The organism is Clostridium sp. CM039 (assembly GCF_055081075.1).
The window spans coordinates 3,341,682-3,357,658 of the sequence record NZ_CM143649.1 but is presented as its reverse complement, the minus strand read 5'-3'; the positions used below and the strand labels follow the sequence as shown (position 1 = coordinate 3,357,658).

At 32.2% G+C, this 15,977-nt stretch carries 17 protein-coding genes and 1 pseudogene; 5 read left to right on the top strand and 13 right to left on the bottom strand.

What is annotated here, in order from left to right:
• Positions 1-173: 173 nt before the first annotated feature.
• From ACWJJ2_RS15745 to ACWJJ2_RS15735, 3 genes are all read right to left on the bottom strand, one after another.
• Complete coding sequence (locus tag ACWJJ2_RS15745) at positions 174-623, bottom strand: MarR family winged helix-turn-helix transcriptional regulator (protein WP_216302441.1); 450 nt, start codon at positions 621-623, stop codon at positions 174-176.
• Positions 607-1,950: an MATE family efflux transporter gene (locus tag ACWJJ2_RS15740; RefSeq protein ID WP_462953480.1), complete on the bottom strand. Its 1,344-nt coding sequence runs from the start codon at positions 1,948-1,950 to the stop codon at positions 607-609. The genes ACWJJ2_RS15745 and ACWJJ2_RS15740 overlap by 17 nt, the downstream gene beginning before the upstream one ends.
• Before the next feature lie 474 nt (positions 1,951-2,424).
• Complete coding sequence (locus ACWJJ2_RS15735) at positions 2,425-2,607, bottom strand: hypothetical protein (protein WP_462953479.1); 183 nt, start codon at positions 2,605-2,607, stop codon at positions 2,425-2,427.
• Between the two features lie 138 nt (positions 2,608-2,745).
• Between ACWJJ2_RS15735 and istA the strand changes: the two genes are divergently transcribed.
• Positions 2,746-4,308: an IS21 family transposase gene (istA, locus tag ACWJJ2_RS15730; RefSeq protein ID WP_258280587.1), complete on the top strand. Its 1,563-nt coding sequence runs from the start codon at positions 2,746-2,748 to the stop codon at positions 4,306-4,308.
• On the top strand, positions 4,296-5,039 hold the full coding sequence (gene istB / locus ACWJJ2_RS15725) for an IS21-like element helper ATPase IstB (protein WP_258280588.1): 744 nt from the start codon (positions 4,296-4,298) through the stop codon (positions 5,037-5,039). The genes istA and istB overlap by 13 nt, the downstream gene beginning before the upstream one ends.
• Positions 5,040-5,243: 204 nt before the next feature.
• Here istB and ACWJJ2_RS15720 read toward each other — a convergent pair whose 3' ends face one another.
• The 10 genes from ACWJJ2_RS15720 to ACWJJ2_RS15675 all read right to left on the bottom strand — a co-directional run bounded on the left by ACWJJ2_RS15720 (position 5,244) and on the right by ACWJJ2_RS15675 (position 14,888).
• On the bottom strand, positions 5,244-5,414 hold the full coding sequence (locus ACWJJ2_RS15720; RefSeq protein WP_462953478.1) for a hypothetical protein: 171 nt from the start codon (positions 5,412-5,414) through the stop codon (positions 5,244-5,246).
• A gap of 8 nt (positions 5,415-5,422) precedes the next feature.
• Entirely contained in the window at positions 5,423-5,566 is a 144-nt protein-coding gene (locus ACWJJ2_RS15715; RefSeq protein ID WP_462953477.1) for a hypothetical protein, read from the bottom strand.
• Positions 5,567-5,579: 13 nt separating this feature from the next.
• On the bottom strand, positions 5,580-7,583 hold the full coding sequence (locus ACWJJ2_RS15710; RefSeq protein WP_462953476.1) for an FtsX-like permease family protein: 2,004 nt from the start codon (positions 7,581-7,583) through the stop codon (positions 5,580-5,582).
• Positions 7,570-8,337 carry an ABC transporter ATP-binding protein gene (locus ACWJJ2_RS15705; RefSeq protein WP_462953475.1) on the bottom strand — a complete coding sequence of 256 codons (768 nt, stop codon included), beginning with the start codon at positions 8,335-8,337 and terminating at the stop codon, positions 7,570-7,572. The genes ACWJJ2_RS15710 and ACWJJ2_RS15705 overlap by 14 nt, the downstream gene beginning before the upstream one ends.
• Before the next feature lie 342 nt (positions 8,338-8,679).
• Positions 8,680-11,316, bottom strand: coding sequence for an ABC transporter permease (locus tag ACWJJ2_RS15700; protein ID WP_462953474.1), 2,637 nt, complete (start codon positions 11,314-11,316; stop codon positions 8,680-8,682).
• A complete protein-coding gene (locus ACWJJ2_RS15695; protein ID WP_462953473.1) occupies positions 11,313-11,996 on the bottom strand; it encodes an ABC transporter ATP-binding protein in 684 nt (227 codons plus the stop codon). The genes ACWJJ2_RS15700 and ACWJJ2_RS15695 overlap by 4 nt, the downstream gene beginning before the upstream one ends.
• Positions 11,997-12,114: 118 nt before the next feature.
• Entirely contained in the window at positions 12,115-13,320 is a 1,206-nt protein-coding gene (locus tag ACWJJ2_RS15690) for a sensor histidine kinase (protein ID WP_220286326.1), read from the bottom strand.
• Positions 13,321-13,327: 7 nt separating this feature from the next.
• A complete protein-coding gene (locus ACWJJ2_RS15685; RefSeq protein WP_462953472.1) occupies positions 13,328-13,993 on the bottom strand; it encodes a response regulator transcription factor in 666 nt (221 codons plus the stop codon).
• A 417-nt stretch (positions 13,994-14,410) separates the two neighbouring features.
• The gene (locus ACWJJ2_RS15680) at positions 14,411-14,608 is read right to left on the bottom strand and encodes a helix-turn-helix transcriptional regulator (RefSeq protein ID WP_462953471.1); all 198 of its coding nucleotides are present in this window, start codon (positions 14,606-14,608) and stop codon (positions 14,411-14,413) included.
• A gap of 1 nt (position 14,609) precedes the next feature.
• A complete protein-coding gene (locus ACWJJ2_RS15675) occupies positions 14,610-14,888 on the bottom strand; it encodes a hypothetical protein (protein WP_462953470.1) in 279 nt (92 codons plus the stop codon).
• A 329-nt stretch (positions 14,889-15,217) separates the two neighbouring features.
• On the opposite strand from ACWJJ2_RS15675, the pseudogene ACWJJ2_RS15670 reads away from it, so the two are divergent.
• The 3 genes and pseudogenes from ACWJJ2_RS15670 to ACWJJ2_RS15660 form a co-directional block, all read left to right on the top strand.
• Positions 15,218-15,401: pseudogene (locus ACWJJ2_RS15670) on the top strand (RNA-guided endonuclease TnpB family protein); the annotation flags it as partial.
• 117 nt (positions 15,402-15,518) lie between these two features.
• Positions 15,519-15,767: a hypothetical protein gene (locus tag ACWJJ2_RS15665; protein ID WP_462953469.1), complete on the top strand. Its 249-nt coding sequence runs from the start codon at positions 15,519-15,521 to the stop codon at positions 15,765-15,767.
• A 15-nt stretch (positions 15,768-15,782) separates the two neighbouring features.
• Positions 15,783-15,977: a hypothetical protein gene (locus ACWJJ2_RS15660; protein ID WP_462954349.1), complete on the top strand. Its 195-nt coding sequence runs from the start codon at positions 15,783-15,785 to the stop codon at positions 15,975-15,977.

Sequence of the window (15,977 nt, the reverse complement as noted above, 5' to 3'; positions counted from 1 at the left end):
CATTTAAGCACCAAATTGAAAAATATTGGTTAATAATACTCTCAATTCTTATAAGCAATTCTACTAGTAGGTTGTTCTTCTGGTTTGGTACATTCTGATCATATTTGTTTCGAACTATTCAGATTTTGTTCGGTAGAAGAAATGAGTAACATCTTACATGTTTTTTTCTCATTTTATTCTGAATCCACTTCTAACGCTTGTAATAATTGTTTTAAGAAAGCATGGCTGTTTTTAATCATGGCTGTTCTTTCATTAGAATCCATCTTTAGTAATGCACGTTCCTCAAAATGAAACAAGTGCGAAAGAATCTCATCAGCATATTGTCGTCCTTCATCCGTGAGCAGGATATACTTGTTCCGCTTATCCTCATCTGCGACTTTTTTTCGGATATATCCTTTTTTCTCAAAGGTTTCCAAAATGGTACTCACTGTTTGCTTGGGAAACAGGAGCTTTTCGCAAATAAACCGCTGTGTGCATTGATTTGGATACTCACGGATGGTATAAAGCGCAAAAAGCGCATTTGATGTAAGCCCGTGTGACTTCGCCCATTTTTCATAGAATGCACTGATCCCGAACCAATAATCATAATAACTTTTTACCTGATCTTTAATTTCGTTGCTCATACAAAATCGCCTCCCTGCTTCTAAATTTCATTGTATGGGCAATAAGTAAAATAGTCAATAGGATCATGGTTAATAGCTGCGCCCCCGGAAGTGCCATCCATACCCCTTTAATCCCCCAAATATGTGGTAATGTAAAAACGCACAATGGTGTGAAAAGAATAGGGTCTAAGTAAACAAGCAAGGTGGAGAAGAGTGTTTCTTCGCAGGCATAAAAATAGGAACTAAACAGCTTTCCAATGCCCATCATCGGAAAAGCAACGCAGATGATTGGCAGTGCCGAATCAATGATTCTTGCAGTTTCTTCCGATGTGGCAAAAAATTGTGGTAGCAGTGTTCGTGCTGGGATTGAAAACAAGAGAAACAAACCACTGAATGTGACAACCGCTAAAAACCCTTTGTTACGTATCTTTTTCATAGCTTTGTAGTTTTTCGATCCATTGCAATAGCTGATTAGTGGTTGCATGCCTTCTCCGATTCCCTCTAATAACAAAAGGACTGAAGCAATTAAGTAGTTGATAACCGCATACGCTGAAACTGCTAAATCTCCGCCATAGGCAAGGCACTGCCAGTTATTAAATATGGTAATGAGCGATGGCATGAGTGATAATCCAAAGGGCGAAATGCCTATTTGCATCATTCGTCCAATCATCTTTTTGTTCAATTTAAATTGAGAACGCTCGATTTTGTTTTCTTTTTGCTTCCACAAGCAAATGATACTGCAAACAACTGTAATTGCTTGAGCCAAAACCGTTGCAAGGGCAGCTCCCGCAAGTCCCATAGGGATCACCATGGTAAAGCAGGCGTCCAATACGATATTTACAATTAAGCCACCTCCCATAATAATCATTGCCTGCACGGTTTTGTGGCTGTTTCGTATAAGTGGTATTAAACCGGAAGCTATGATTTGCATACTGCCACCGATGGCAATGATACGGATATATGAAATCGCGGCGTCATAAATCTTTCCGGTTGCTCCAATAGCTCTGACAAGGGTGGGACTAAAAATTACGAGAAAAGCAGTAACGACTACACTTACAGCAAGTAACGCAAAAAAAGTATTCGCTCTTGCCTCATTAGCCCTTTGGTTGTCATTCGCCCCCCTGTAAGTGGACATAAGGACAGAGCCACCTACTCCAATTCCCATACCCAATGAAAGCACTAAAGCAGTAATTGGCCAAACAAGACCAATCCCCGCAAGACCTATATCACCAACTGCGTGACCGACAAATAATCCGTCTACGATGGTATAAAGACCGTTCAGCAACATAGTCAGCATGGATGGGATTACAAATTTAAAAAACTGTTTTTCAATTGCTTTTTGCTCCATGTGTTCACCTCAAATAGTATTAGTCTGTTTTCGGACTAATATTATTTTAACATGCCTTTTCTTTTTTGTCACGCGGTCATTTTTAGTAAAAGTGATATATCATAATGTTCATTTTTTCTTTCTTACTACTTTTCTTACTCCTAAAATCATCAGGTCTAGTAAATTAAATATCACTCCTAAATTAACTAGTTATTTGTACCCAATAATTTATTTATACCATACCATTATAAAACATATTTTAGGGGTAGATGAAATTGTAAACATATTATCATTCCCATGTCTTAGAATATATGCACCGTTAGTGGTCCTGTTATTATGACATTTCAAATATACAGTTATTTTTGAAACATCTTAATAACTCAATTACACTTATGTTACATTCAGAATATCAATATACATTTAATATATTAAAACCCATATCCAATGATATGTCTTAACTTATAATTAATTTACCTAATATAATGCTCCTTAGCTTTATATTTTATTAATAACCTTAATTATTTCAACATCTAAATGTTCTCTTAGAATATGCAAAATCGCACTAAGACTTTTCTTTTTAAAAACTAACTCGTTGGAGCCAACATTATTGTAATATAGAATTTGCACTTCATGTGTTTTATTGTAAATCTCTACTTTTTTCAATTTACTCCATGCCATACAAGCATTGCTGTTAGCGGTAAACTAAAAGGGTGATATTTCGGCAAACAAAAAAGGAGAATAATTTCCAGTTAAGTACAATAATAATTCCTTCTCTGATACAATTAGAGATATATTTTACAGAGGGGGAATTTAAAATTGAAAGGATGGAATATGTTTAGTGAAATAAAACAATATAAAGCACTTGGATTTAATAAATCACAGGTTGAAAGAGCTCTAAATATAAATTACAAAACAGTTCAAAAGTATTGGGACATGGATCCTGGTGAATATGCTAAAGTCACTATTCAATCGAAGAATAGACATAAAAAAATTGATATCTACAAAGATGATATTTTAGAATGGATTACTGATTTCAGAGATATGTCAGCAGCACAAGTACTTGATTGGATAAAGGAAAGATATGGTGATGTAAAATTTAAAGAAAGGTCTTTAAGGCTTTATATTAGTAATTTAAGGAAAGAATACAATCTGCCTAAGGCTTCGCCAATAAGACAATTTGAGGAAGTACATGAACTTCCCATGGGCTACCAAGCTCAGGTTGATATGGGTCAAATATGGCTCAAAAGATTAAATGGAAACAAAGTAAAAGTGTATTGCTTTGCAATGGTTTTATCACATTCAAGGTATAAATACATACTTTGGACAGACAAACCATTTACTACCGCCTCTTTTATTGATGCTCATAATCGAGCTTTTGAATATCTTGGTGGTATGCCTATTGAAATAGTGTATGACCAAGATCGTGTGCTTGCAGTAGCCGAGAATTCTGGAGACATTATTTATACCGAAGGTTTTCAAAATTATATTAATACTATGAAATATAAAGTTAGGCTTTGTAGAGGTTTTGATCCTCAAAGTAAGGGGAAAATAGAATCTGTGGTAAAATACTCAAAATATAACTTTGCTATAAACAGAGTATTTATAGATGTTGATTCCTTTAATGAAGACTCATTCAAATGGCTAGATAGAACAGGCAATGGTAAAAAACATGAAATAACGAAAAAAATACCGGCAGAAGTGTTTGCTCTCGAAAAGAAACACTTGCTACCAGTACCTGAACTCTTTGAAAAAAATTCATCTAATACTAGTTTAACTTATGCTGTACGAAAAAACAATGTAATTTTGTATAAACAGAACAGGTATCAAGTGCCCAAAGGAACTTATAGCCCAGGTAAAGAACTTAAATTAATGATAAAAGGCTCCAAAATGAATATAGTTGATTTTGATACAGGTGTATTAATAGCAAGTCATCAAGTAAGTACAAGGCAGGGTGAACTTATAAAAATAATTCATCCCGAAAGGGATATTCACAGTTCTATTGACCAAGTTTATGAAAGATTGTTTTTTGCTCTCGGTAAAACTGAAAATGCAAAAATGCTACTAGATGGCATAAAACGTGAAAAACCAAGATACTGCAAAGATCAATTTGGATCAATACTAAATATAGTACATTCATATGAAGCTTCGCTAATAGAACAAGCATTGAATTATTGTGTTATACGAAACTTGTGGAGTGCTGGAATGTTTAAAGAAACCCTTGAATATCTTGCGATACAGGATATTGCAAAAGTTGATAAAAAATCTGTAATTGACAAGTTATCTATACCATCAAAGTATAGAGGGTTAAAACCGGAAGTAAGAAGTATAAGTGACTATATTGATGCTTTGAAGGAGGACAAGCAATCATGGAGAAATTAGAATTAATCAAAGAGTATGCCAAAAATCTTAAGCTAAACTATTTAAATGTAGATGCAGATAAAATTATTGAAAAAGGCGAGTTAGGTAATGTTTCCTATCAAGACTTTCTGTTATCAATACTTAAAAATGAGGTTGGTTTGAAGGATCAGAAAACACAAGAAAAAAGACTTAAATATGCTGGCTTTCCAGTTAAAAAGACAATGGAGGAATTTGATTTTCTATTTCAAAAATCAATAACAAAGAAACAAATAAACAGACTCATGGAAATGGAATGGATAGATAGGATGTATAATCTTATATTTTTAGGCCCACCGGGCGTTGGGAAGTCTCACACAGCTATTGCCTTGGGTTATAAAGCCGTTGAGGCAGGTTATAAGGTAAGTTTTGTAACTATGGATAATCTGATGCATGTTTTGAAAACTCAGCAGATATCAAGAAAAAGCAAAGGTAAACTAAATAGAATCCTTTCTTCAAGCCTCGTTATAATTGATGAGGTCGGATATCTTCCTATAACTAGAGATGAGGCTAATTTGTTCTTTCAATTAATATCATCCCTTCATGAACAGGCATCACTAATTATAACTTCTAACAAAGGATTCGAAGAATGGGTAGAACTTTTAGGAGACCCAGCATTAACAACAGCTGTATTAGATAGAATATCTTATAGGTGCGAACTTTTTAACATGATTGGAAAGAGCTATAGATTGGAGCACAGAAAATCTATATTCTAGCAGTTAAATGGTAAAAATATACTGGGATAAATTCAGTAAAATAGTTTGCCGAAATTTCTCCAAAAGTACTTGCCAATAACAATTGCCATATGCCCAAAATCCATTCTCATAAATACCTTGTTTTAATTTTGAAATAAGGTACGATTCAATAAATAAGCCTAATCCAAGTAACATATCAATGGACTTTTGCCTTTTATAAATCATTTAACTTCCTACTATTGCACCGATAAGAATCACCACACTCCTAAAGGGTTTACTTGGCAAATGAACTCCAAACAATAATATATCTATTCCATTTTCATTTATCTTACAAGCAGAATAATATTTATCATCCTTAATACTTTTTAGGTTATATAATTTCTTCCACAACTTCATCTCACTATTTATTTGTTTTTCTTACGTTCAATAATCCTCACAACAATAACTATAGCAATGATTACTACAGTTCCTCCAATGACTGGCGACCACCATTTAATAGTTTGAATAATTCCTTCAGATACTCCTAAATTTAATAAAGAATTTCCCATATTATCCTCTCCTTTATTTTATTTTTTGTTCGATAATAATTTGTTTTGCATTTTCGTAAGTTGCAATGAAGTACACCATATACAATGCGATAATAATTGCAAAACTAGGCAACATATTTGCTCCAATAGACATTTGAAGAGTTAACTCCACTTTCTCTATTACTGATTTAGTAATAAACGTGGATAAGACCATTGACATAATGAGTGGCACAATAAAGTAAATTCCAATCTGTAGAAACAATGTTCTGCGAATCATTTTCCCATCAGCACCTATATTGGCTAATGTTTGATATCGTTCCTTGTTATCTTGCGTTTCAGTTAATTGTTGAAGTGCCAGTACTGCCAAACAAATTATAATAAGCACAAGACCGACATAAGTACATACAAATCCAAGAACTCCATATGTTCCAAAATACGCATTCTCCATAAAATCTTTTGTTATGAAGTAAATTTTCCCATCAATATATTCATCACTCCATACTTTATTCATCTGTTCGTACAATAGATTTCTATTCGCATCTGCCTTATAAATACCGTTTAATAAATATGATTCTGGTATTAACTTTGTAGCAATTTCATCTGGTACAATAATTGTTCCCTTATCATTTGCACCTATGGGTTCAATTAGTGCAAATGTCTTTTTTATAGGTTCTGCTCTTTGTGGTGTTAATTCTTGACCAGAAACTGTAATCTTCCCATTGCTTTTTAAAAAATGATCTACATAAAACATTGTGTTCTTGTACGTTGCATTTATAAGATATTGGTTTTTAGATAATCTAATTGGCTTCTCCTTTTGAAGGACCATTTGTTTATTAAAGTCCGTCTCTGACATAAAGGCAACTTTAGATTTTGGCAAGTCCTTATCAACAGTAGCTAATTTCACGACTTGCCCCGTAAACATATCTCCATAGGTATAACCCGCAACATATAGAATGCTCTCAGAATAATCCTTCAAATTATCTTGCATATGAATTCCATCTTTTTTGGATTTCTCTAGCGGAGTTACTTTACTCTTATTCACAGGCAACATAATGGTAACATCATAAGGTGTAGATCGCTTCGCTATATTCTTCATTTCACCAATAAGGCTAAACCCTGTGCCAAGCACTACAAGCGAGCACAAAAGCAATCCACTAATAACTGTGATAACAATATAATTTGTCTGAAGCTTGCTACCAATTTGTCTAAATAAGAATGGATTCAATCCATGAAAGTACATACGTTTATTTTTTTGAACAAACGAAATCATTACACTAGACGCGGTATAATAAAATAATAGAATACTAACTCCTATAAGTACCATAACTTTAGGCAGCGTTGTTTGGTTAAGTCCAGTACTTGAAAGTATGTATGCACCTAAAATCATACAAATTGCTGATGTAACAAATAATAAAAATGAAATCAATTTATTATGAACTCGCAATTCTTGATTCTTTCTGTCTGCTGTCAATAAATCAATTAATTTTACTTTAAAAATCGAACGCGTGTTAAATATCATAACAACCACAAAAATAATAGCAAAGTTAATAATTGTATCTTTTATAGCCGGAACAGATATAGACAACTGAAATGAAGACATGTCAGTTCCAAATAATTTTAATGCTATTATCGAAAGTCCTTGAGACAATATCACCCCTATACCTAATCCAATTACTAAGGAAAATATACCAACCAAAACAATTTCCCCCACAAAGATAGATGAAATGCGCCACTTGTTCATGCCAAGTGTCATATACATTCCCATTTCTTTCTTTCTTCTTTTCATAATAAACTGATTTGCATATAGTACAACAAAAGCAAGAATCACAGCAATAAGTTTTGATATAAGTCCTATATATTGAGTCAAAATATTGCTAAACATTTTCATTACAGACGATAATTTGCTTAATCCTGGTTGGGATGCTACTGAATTAAATGCATAAAATAAACTAACCGCCAGGGCCAATGTCAAAAAGTAGACCACATAGTCTTTAATACTCCTACGTACATTTTTAAAAACAAGTTTAAAAAACATCATCAGCCTCACCTCCTAAGACAGAAACAACTTCCATGATGCTATTAAAGAAGGTTTTTCGGTCATGACTGCCTTTATATAACTCATTGAATATTTTTCCATCCTTAATAAAAATGATCCTTTTACAAAAGCTTGCATTATACGCATCATGAGTTACCATAAGGATTGTGGCCTCTTGATTACGATTTAAATCTTCCAAACTTTTTAATAGCATTTTTGCAGATTTACTATCAAGTGCTCCTGTTGGTTCATCTGCTAAAAGTAAAGATGGATGAGACACAATAGCACGAGCTGCTGCCACTCTTTGTTGCTGTCCTCCAGACATTTCATAAGGATACTTATTAAGTACTTTCTCTATATTTAAAGCCAAAGCTACATTATCTATTTCTTGTTTCATTTTACTTACTGGGCAATGATTAATGGATAAGGCTAATGATATATTCTCATATGCTGTCAATGTGTCCAATAAGTTATAATCTTGAAACATAAATCCTAATTTTGCGCGTCGAAATTTGGAAAGCTTACTTCCACTTAAAAGAGTGATATCTTCTTCGTCTACATATACATGTCCTGATGTAATAGTATCAATGGTAGAGATACAGTTAAGTAATGTGCTTTTCCCACTTCCACTAGAACCCATGATCCCCAAAAATTCACCTTTATTAACTTCAAAAGAAACACCATTTAATGCATGTGTAACTTTACCTTTATTTCCATATACTTTTTTGATATTTTGAACTTTTAAAATTGTATTCATCTGTATCACTCCTCTTTTCTTATCTCTTACACTACTTTATCATTTTTTTATTTTTTCAACTATCGATTAACCTTACCGTAGCATTACCATTTTGTAAGGTTTCATCACCAAATGTGATAAATCCTCTCCTATATATTTAGTATAACTTTGTCAGCATCTATTTTTATAAAAAAGTAAAAACGTTATTCATTCACCTCATAAATGTTATTTGTACCCTATCATTTGTAACATCTGCTTGTTTTTTTGTAAAAATTTAAAATGCTTGCTACTAAATATAGTAGCAAGCATTTTTATATATTTATTTTACTTCTTAAACACAATTCTAAATTGTTATTGCATTGATTATACTATTTCGTCTTTGATTGATTCTATTACATTACTTTTTTTAACGCCTGTTGAAGAAATCTCATACGCCAAAAATATAGATGCAATTATAAGCATAGCATACGTTAAAATTGGTACAACTGGAAAAACAGATATAAACTCAGACCATGTGATTAACGTTAATCTTAACATATACCAACAAATAAATAATACTATTGGTATGCTAACAATAATTGGTGTTAATGCAAAAAACAAACCTTCTATCATCAACATTTTATTTAATCCCTTTGGTGTTAATCCTACTGCCCGAAGCATAGCAAATTCTCTTTTGCGCAGTCTAAGATTATTAGAAATGGTAGAAAAAGCATTAATAATGCCAATTATTCCAAACATTATGGCTACAGAGAAAATACCAATAGAAACGGCTTTTTGAATCAGTTTGTCATTATTTTTTTCTTCGAGTAGACTCCATATACTAAAATCTTCGGATCCAAGATAAGAACTGCAAATTCGAGTTAGTTCTTTCTTCACACGTGGGCTAGCGCCATCAACAACCAATAAATCAATTGCCATACTACTAGATTCAAGCATGCGTTCTGGCATAAAATTACTAACTAGTTGCTGATAGGTTTTCATAGGAACTATATATGCTAAGCTGTATCCACCCATTTCTAGCTCAGAGGGAGAAATCTCTGTAACATGGCCCACTTGAGCATTAAATTTATAATTTGTATTCATATCATTTTCTATTTTTTCGTTTATTACTAGCTTATCGCCTTCTTTTATATTTAACAATGGTATTTTTTGCACAACTTTTGAATTCTCTGATACATAACGTGTGCTATCTAATAATACTCCTGTTGTCACACCATCCTTATAATATGATTCATCATCAGCACCAATTTTTTCACAATACTTTTTAAATGATTTATCGCTTAATCCAACTAAATTTGTTATAATTCTATGCTTTCCATTTTCACTCAATATATTATATTTGTTGAAGTTTACCTTAGCAAATCCTCCATATTTAGCAAAAACATCTGACTCCTGTTTTGATGTTACATAAGTTGAAGTACGTACCTGTCTTTGAATGACACTATCTCTAACTTCAGGCAGAGAAATAACTTCATTTATCATCTTATCACTTGGTTTATCAATCATTTTTAGGCTAATCTTCATATCATGAGTAGGTATTTCAGCGTTTTTAGAATTGGCTAAATTGAAGATGGCTATAATGTTCATATACCCCGCTATTAAGATAAAACACATTGAAAGAGACAGTACAGCCGTACGCAAAGCCTTTTTGTTAGCCGAAAATTGTGATATTGCTAGTTCACCTTCTATACCAAATATTTTTTTGATTATTAAGTGGGATTTTTGTTTTTTAAATTTTACTTTGGTACTATTCTGGCGTATTCCAGTAATAGCTGATACTTTCATCATTTTTCTTGCAGGAATATATGCTGAAACTAAAATGGTAATCAATGAGACTATGATTGAAAAACCAACTACTACCCATGAGAAAGAAACATATGCATTCCTATAATCTTCTGTAACACTAAGAATTTTATTAACTTTAGAAAACACAATATTACTAAATAGATATCCTATCATGATACCAATTGGTAATTGAATAATCCAGAGTAAAAGTCCTTCATAGAGAACAGACGACTTAATTTGCCTTGGAGTTGCTCCTAAACTTTTCAGAATACTTAGTTCCTTAATCCTGCTGTTAGCAGATAAAGAAAATGCATTATAGATAATAAGAATAAATGACCCCATAACTAGTAACATAATTGTTATTGCCATTGCTATCATCATAATGATTTGAGTGTTTGCACCACTTTTATCGCTAATCCCATATAAAGTTAATAAAGGCGTATTATACCTAACTGGATACTCTCCATGTTCATTTTTGGTTAATCCCGTAGATTTCGCAATCTGCGGTAATGTTTCATAGATTGTGCGAGGGTTCACAAAACGCATATAAACCGTAAGTTTATCTTTAGGCTTAATGTGTGAAGGATCCAAGTATCCCATGGCGGCATATCCAGGGAAGGCAGAACTCCCGGAAATATCCAATTCTCCAACTATGGTATATATATTAGTTTCTGTTGTCTTAAACTTCTCGCCTGATTGTTTGTAATCATTAGGTCTAATTAGTTCACTACCAAGCATTCGATTACCGGTAGGAAGAGTCAACTTATCGCCAATTTTATATGAAGGATTATCCGCGAAGAATAATTTTGATACAACAATTTCTCCGAATTTTTTAGGAAGTTTACCTTCAGTAAGAGTGTTTTTTAAACCCATGTCTAGCCAAAAATTTGTATTAGCATCTCTCAGTGATAGATACGGACGTTTTGTATTGGAAAGTTTAGCAGTAACCCACTGTCCTTTAATCATCGTGGATTCAACCTCGGGATTTTCTGTGACATATTTTAATTTATCACCAGATATAGAGTCAAATAATTCCCCATTCCAATAACCTGTATTTTCAATTGTTGTGGTTAATTTTGTTTCCCATTTAGAATGTATAAATATACATAGTGAGCATAGAAGTGCTGAAGCAATTATAATAGCAACTAGTATAGAAATTGTATGTCGCTTATTCTTTTTCATATGGTTATATGTGTATTCATTCATAATTTTCATTTTTTAATTACCTCATCTGTCACAATTCTGCCATCCTCAATTGTAATCACTCTATCTGCTGATAATGCAATTTTTTCGTCATGCGTAATCAATATCATAGTCTGATTATATTCTTTATTTGAAACCCTCAACATCTCAAGAATAGCTTCTGTATTTGCTCTGTCAAGATTTCCAGTAGGTTCATCTGCTAGAATAATAGACGGTCTATAAATTAATGCTCGTGCTATAGCAACTCTTTGTTGCTGACCTCCTGAAAGCTGATTTGGTAGATGACTGAGCCTTTCGTTTAAACCAAGCATTTTTACAATCTTATCAAATTCTTCTTTTTTAGGTTTTTTACCATCCAGCAGCATAGGCAATAATATGTTTTTTTCTACATTTAGTGTAGGAATAAGATTATAAAACTGATATATTATTCCTACTTTCCGCCTTCGAAATAAAGCTAATTCAGTCTCATTCATTGATGAAATATCATTGTCATCGATATATATTTTTCCTTTTGTAGGGTTATCCACTCCCCCTAACATATGAAGAAGTGTAGATTTTCCTGATCCACTTGATCCAATTATTGCAACAAATTGTCCTTTGTTTATCCTCAAATTTAAATTATCCAATGCAGTTACCTTTGTATCACCCATTCCATAGGTTTTTGTAAGATTTTCAGTTCTTAATATTTCCAAAATATTCTCCCCCTCTTTAATAAGGCCTGCTATCATAACATTTAGTTATTTTAGTCCTTATTTTCTTCTAACCCCATTATATCTTTGTTAAGTGACCGTTCGGTGACACTGCTTGTCATTAATTCAAATAAAACTTAATTGTGAATCGCGCTCCCCCTGTTTTTTTATTTTCTGCTCGAATTTCACCATTTTGTTTCTTAACTATAGATTGAGCAAGAGCAAGTCCAATCCCTACACTATCTTTGGCTGAATTTTCGCCTTTGTAAAATCTAGTAAATAAATGTGGTATATCCTTTTTATGAAATCCTTTTCCATTATCTTCAATAATAATTTGTGTGCAAATAGGGTTTTGTTCATACACTATGGAAATTTCACCTCCACATGGTGTATGTTCTACACAGTTTTTAACAACATTTAAGATGACTTCATTGTTCCAATAAAAATCTCCCATAAAAGCTACATCACTATCCTCTTGAATAGAAAGTTGTTGCTCCTTTTTTTCTATCATTAAGATTAATGGCTCAACAGCAGTACATACCAATTCATAAACATTAATCCATTTACATTCTAATGTTAAGGTTCCTACATCTAGTTTAGAAAGTATTAACAATGACGAAACCAAATGATTAAGACGGTATATCTGAGCTGAAATACGCTCAATATACAAAGCATCCTCCCCATTTATAGGCCTATCATCTAATAATTCAATCATAAGTGACATTGACGTAAGTGGCGTTTTCATTTGGTGAGAAATATCTGCAAGGTAATTTGTTAATTTTTCTTTTTCTTTCCTTTCTTTTTCTCTGGTTTCTCTAAGAAGCACAACTGTTTTATATAGTTCATCTTCTAAAATAGAGAATTCGTCTTCTTTCTTCTGAGGATTTATTCTATAATTTCCTTCGTTGATAGCGTAAAGATATTCTGCAAGATTATCGATACGTTTACGCTTTATATGATTTAGACCTATCAGAAATCCTCCAAAACAAAAAAAGAGTAAAGTGATCAAAAACAAAATACCAACCGTAACTATATTAAAACTTTTACGATTATTATAAGAACCATATAAAAAATCTTCACTATATCCATAGTGCTCTAATATTTTTTTCCCTTTATTAATTTCTGTTATATTATTAGTTTTTAGCGATGATATCAATACTTGTTCAATATTAGGATCAGCCTTAACACCAAACGCTATAATCTGTGCGGCTTTTTCATAAAAAATCTTCTCTGTCTGCTTAAAAATGAAATTTCCAAATATAACACAAAAAAATGTTATACATAAAAAACTAATAAACATCCATACAGTAAATTTCTTTTTATTCATATCCCTCTTACTCATCCAACCTATAACCTATTCCTCTCACTGTTTTAATAATTGTATTATTCGTAAGTTTTTGACGAAGACGCTTTATAGCTACTGATAATGTATTATCATTTACAAATTCCCCATCGATATCCCACAGTTTTTCCAATAAAACCCCTCGTGTTGAAGTACGGTTTTTATTTTCTAATAGATGCCTAAATAGATTGTATTCACCAATTGTAAGTTCTATTTCGAGATTATTTTTATATACCTTTGTTTCTGATTTAATCATTTTAATATTCCCACACCATAGAACATCTTCTTGTATCTGCTGTTTTACAGTTCTCCGCAAAACAGCCAATATACGAGAATGCAAAACACTTAATTTAAAAGGCTTGGTGATGTAGTCATCCCCTCCAATATCTAGTCCTTTTACAATATCGCATTCTTCATCCCTAATAGTAAGAAAAATAATAGGAATGTCTTTAATTTCTTTTACATAGCGGCAAAAATCAAAACCTGACCCATCAGGTAAATTTAAATCTAGTAATATTATGTCAATGTCTGTTTTAAAAAGCTCTTTCCCTTTTTTAAAATTCTCTGCATGTATAACTTTATAACTGTTTCTCAATAAAAATGACTTTATACCTAAAGCAATTGTTTCATCATCTTCAATCAAAAAAATCTTAAGCATTCTCTAACCTCCTTAACCCTTACATTTAACAATCACACTATTTTTCTTTTTAACTTTCAAGTATAAATAATTTTTCTACCGTAGTATTTAATAGTATAGCAAGGTTCATAGAACATAACAACGCACCAAGAAATTTCCTCACAATAATGACTCCATAATGTAAAAATTTTTTCTACAATTTTTTTTTAATACTAACCTAAACAAAATGTAAATAGTTTTATACTTTTGTTGATTGTGGTATAAAAATAATTTATAGATTAAGTGGCAGGATTCCCACCTGTTAGAATATACACCCTGTCGGGACGCACCGCGAATCGGTGCCATACCCCTAGTACATTTTAAAGCTATTATATTATATAAAAAAGCCATTCCCTTGCTAAAAACAAGTTAGTTAAATACATGAAAAAAGAGAGAAAATTAATCTCTCTTTTTATAAAATTCCATAACTTCTGACCTGCTAAACAATGTGCTTTTCTTTGATTTTTTAACAGGAATTAGCTTTGATTCTTTTAGTAACTGGCTGACGTATTGCCTTGAACATCCCAGTAATTCTGCGACTTCTGCAGTGTCTAAAATTTCTTCCTGTAATATTTTGACTAGTTTATTTCTATCCACGCTAAACCCTCCCTATTGGACTGTATTTGAGCCAATCATAATATGATTCAGAGCCTTTCCTACGCAACATTCCTAACGCATGATATACGATGTCTATGCTCCTATAACTTTTAACGCTATCATAAGCCACATAAATAAATTTGTCCTGTCTTATGAATCTTAGCACAGGAATATTATCCTTAGTAGTCATGAATGCGATCATTAAGTCGCTGTCAATATCCTTTGAAATTCGTCTTAATTCACTTACTAACGTATTGTACTTGTTAATGTCTAATAGCAATTTAACTCCTCCTGTGATACAATTTAGATAAGGTAAGGGATATTAGAGTATCCCTTACCTAAGTAGATTATTTAGTTTTGGCTACTGATGTAAATAAACCCTTTAATTTGCATACTTTTAGAAAGACTGTGCAATTGTTAGGGTTTATTTTTTTTGCTTGTTTTGCTATTTGTAATCTTCATGTTTCATCACCTCCCAACAACATAAGTATACCATATTCACTTTGCATATGCAAAGTGAATCGACAAAGAAATTTATTTAAATAATGTCGTAGTCAATTTCTTAAAGGATTATTATATTAAATAGAGAATTACTAAAGTATAATTTATGTATCTAAACTTGAAAAGGAATTGTCAAGGAAACAAAAGGTAGTAATAACAGAAAGAAAGCTAAAATAAAAGCAGCAAAATTACATAAAAAAATAGCTAATCAATAGCTGATGCTAGCTTCACAGAATTTAGAAGAATGTTAGAGTATAAAGCTAGATGGTATGGTAGAAAAATAATAATAGCAATGTAATAAAAGATATATTGTTAGAGAGGTTGGAATGACCTTGATAGCTTGAATAAACTTGTAGCATTAGCTATATTGATCAAGAAGCTCCCACCTCTTAGGTGGTGAGTAGTTCACTTGTACACTATATATAAGGAAAATGTAGGGGTGTTTGCAATGAAAGAAAAATATTTAGTAGTAATTAACAGGGGTTACGATAAAGAAGACATATTCTATATGGGTGACAGCATCATAATGGCATATAAACGACTTAAAGAATTGCCTTATGCAAATAAAGAGCTATTGTTTGCAAATGTTAAAATGGTCACTATGTTTAATAAATATGAATTGATTGAGAGTTATGATGTAATTAAAAAAATATCTTGATTTGGAGTGAGTAAAGTGGAAAAAAGCAAACGAACAACATACAATCAAAATTGGGAAGAAAAGAATAGGAAATATTCTAGTTATCTAAAGAGTAGGAGCAGTTGCAAATCATTTATACGCAATCACGCAACCATGGAAGACATGGAATCAATATATCAGTTAATTTCAGAAAGAAAAAAAATATTATCAGATGAAGGCGAGAACAGTTAG

Coding starts and splice junctions, on each gene's coding strand:
- ACWJJ2_RS15745 (WP_216302441.1), bottom strand. CDS start 623: ATGAGCAACGAAATTAAAGATCAGGTAAAAAGTTATTATGATTATTGG.
- ACWJJ2_RS15740 (WP_462953480.1), bottom strand. CDS start 1,950: ATGGAGCAAAAAGCAATTGAAAAACAGTTTTTTAAATTTGTAATCCCA.
- ACWJJ2_RS15735 (WP_462953479.1), bottom strand. CDS start 2,607: ATGGCATGGAGTAAATTGAAAAAAGTAGAGATTTACAATAAAACACAT.
- istB (WP_258280588.1), top strand. CDS start 4,296: ATGGAGAAATTAGAATTAATCAAAGAGTATGCCAAAAATCTTAAGCTA.
- ACWJJ2_RS15720 (WP_462953478.1), bottom strand. CDS start 5,414: ATGAAGTTGTGGAAGAAATTATATAACCTAAAAAGTATTAAGGATGAT.
- ACWJJ2_RS15715 (WP_462953477.1), bottom strand. CDS start 5,566: ATGGGAAATTCTTTATTAAATTTAGGAGTATCTGAAGGAATTATTCAA.
- ACWJJ2_RS15710 (WP_462953476.1), bottom strand. CDS start 7,583: ATGATGTTTTTTAAACTTGTTTTTAAAAATGTACGTAGGAGTATTAAA.
- ACWJJ2_RS15705 (WP_462953475.1), bottom strand. CDS start 8,337: ATGAATACAATTTTAAAAGTTCAAAATATCAAAAAAGTATATGGAAAT.
- ACWJJ2_RS15700 (WP_462953474.1), bottom strand. CDS start 11,316: ATGAAAATTATGAATGAATACACATATAACCATATGAAAAAGAATAAG.
- ACWJJ2_RS15690 (WP_220286326.1), bottom strand. CDS start 13,320: ATGAATAAAAAGAAATTTACTGTATGGATGTTTATTAGTTTTTTATGT.
- ACWJJ2_RS15685 (WP_462953472.1), bottom strand. CDS start 13,993: ATGCTTAAGATTTTTTTGATTGAAGATGATGAAACAATTGCTTTAGGT.